Here is a 2,130-nt window from a genome sequence, read left to right as displayed (position 1 = left end):
GATCACGTTGGCCAGCGCCTGCGCCGGCCATGGGCGGCCATTCGGCACTTGGTCGGTGGCGACCACGTGGTCGGCGACGTAGCCGTTGGTGGCGGCCAGCGCGACGACCTTGTCCATCACTTGCTTGGGATAGCCGGAACAGGAGCCGATCTTGAGCCCTTGCGCACGCAGCGCAGCGATGCAGTCGAGGGCGCCGGGGATCAGGGCCGAGTGCTCGGCGATTTTTTCGATCTGCAGCGGCATGAAGCGCTGGTAGATGGCGGTTACGTCGTCATCGGTCGGCGTGCGGCCGAACGCTTTGCGGTAACGCTCGGCAACCTGCGGCTGGTTGCACAGGGTGCGGATATGCTCCCATTTGCCCATGCCCATCGGGCCACGGGCTTCTTCGATGGAGACTTGCACATCGAACTCGGCGAAGGCTTCGACAAAGATCTGCGTCGGGGCGAACGAGCCGAAGTCGACCACGGTGCCGGCCCAGTCGAGGATGACGGCCTGCAGGGTGTCGGGATGTTGATAGTTCATGGTTCAGATCCTGTGGGTAAAGGGCAATCAGATGTCCAGCACTTGCATTTCTTGCAGCACCTGCGCAACCGCCGCGACCGCCGCACGCATCTCGGGCGCATTGACGTGGCCGATGCAGCCCACGCGAAAGGTGTCCACCTGGGTCAATTTGCCCGGGTACAGAATGAAACCCTTGGCCTTGACCCGTTCGTAGAACGCCTTGAACTGGTAGCGCGGGTCTTTCGGCGCATGGAAGGTGACGATGATGGGGGCCTGGATCGCCGCCGGCAGAAAGCTGCGCAGGCCCAGTTCGGCCATGCCTTCGAGCAGCACCTGGCAATTGTTGGCGTAGCGTCGGTGGCGCGCGGGCCGGCCGCCTTCTTCGCGGTATTGCAGCAGCGCTTCGTGCAGCGCGGCGACCACGTGGGTCGGCGGGGTGAAGCGCCACTGGCCGGTCTTGGCCATGTAGTGGTGCTGCTCGAAGAGGTCCATCGCGAGGGAGTGACAGTTGCCTTGGGCGGCGCCCAGCGCGTGTTTTTCGGCGAAGACAAACCCCATGCCCGGCACGCCTTCCAGGCATTTGCCTGAAGCGGCGATCAGGGCGTCGAACGGTACTTCGCGGGCATCGATCGGCAGCGCGCCGAAGGAACTCATCGCGTCGACGATCAGGCGCTTGCCATGCTGTTTGACCACTTGGGCGATCTGCGCCAGCGGGTTGAGGAGGCCGGTACTGGTTTCGCAGTGGATCAACGCGACATGGGTGATGGCCGGGTCGGCGTGCAGCAGGCGGTCGACGTCGGCGGCGCTGGCGGGTTCGTCCTCGGCGGTTTCAGCGGTGGTGAAGTCGCGGCCGAGCACTTCGCAGATCTTTGCCAGGCGCTTGCCATAGGTGCCATTGATCAGCACCAGGACCTTGCCGTCGCGTGGCACCAGGGTGCCGATGGCGGCTTCGACGGCGAACGTGCCGCTGCCTTGCAACGGCACGCAATGGTGGCTGTCTGCGCCGTTGATGATCGCCAACAGTTGCGAGCAGACGCTGGCGGTCAACTGGTTGAAACGCTCATCCCATGAACCCCAATCCACCCGCATTGCCTGGCGGGTGCGGGCAGAGGTGGTCAGGGGGCCAGGGGTCAGCAGGATCGGCGCGGCGGTGCTCATCTCAAGTCCTTGCAAGGTGTCGGGGGTTGACGTTACGGCGCCTAAATTGCAGTTTGGCTTGTCATCAATCAAATTGTTTGTTGTTATGCGAGCTATCAGTTAGGCCGATAGCCAGGTCACTCAACATGAACTTGTTCCAGCTACGCGCATTCGATGCGGTGGCCCGCGAGGGCAGCTTTACCCGTGCAGCGGCGCGGTTGTTCATCAGCCAGCCGGCGGTGACCGGGCACATCAAGGCCCTGGAAGAGCACTACCAGATCGCGTTGTTGCGCCGCACTGCGCGACGCGTGGAGTTGACCGAAGAGGGCACACGCCTGGCGGCGCTCACCCGGGCGATCTTCGGCCTGGTGGACGAAGCCCAGGCGCTGCTGGAGGCTAATCGGCAGTTGCTCACCGGGCGCCTCGAAGTGGCGGCGGATGGCCCGCACCTGGTGATGCCGATGATCGCCAGTCTGCGCGCGCGCTACCCGG

General features: G+C 64.1%; 3 protein-coding genes. 1 reads left to right on the top strand and 2 read right to left on the bottom strand.

The genetic code is table 11. From position 1 onward, the window contains the following. Positions 1 to 522 (bottom strand): phosphonoacetaldehyde hydrolase (phnX, locus tag L9Z73_RS29630; RefSeq protein ID WP_247408448.1); only part of this gene is annotated, 522 nt, incomplete at its 3' end. Positions 523 to 549: 27 nt separating this feature from the next. Further along, entirely contained in the window at positions 550 to 1,659 is a 1,110-nt protein-coding gene (locus L9Z73_RS29625) for a 2-aminoethylphosphonate--pyruvate transaminase (RefSeq protein ID WP_247408446.1), read from the bottom strand. 125 nt (positions 1,660 to 1,784) lie between these two features. On the opposite strand from L9Z73_RS29625, the gene L9Z73_RS29620 reads away from it, so the two are divergent. After that, positions 1,785 to 2,130 (top strand): LysR family transcriptional regulator (locus tag L9Z73_RS29620; protein ID WP_247408444.1); only part of this gene is annotated, 346 nt, incomplete at its 3' end.

The organism is Pseudomonas emilianonis, from assembly GCF_023072625.1.
Lineage (GTDB): Bacteria > Pseudomonadota > Gammaproteobacteria > Pseudomonadales > Pseudomonadaceae > Aquipseudomonas > Aquipseudomonas paraveronii.
Note: the sequence above shows the minus strand (reverse complement) of the source record. Positions and strands in the feature narration are given on the sequence as shown.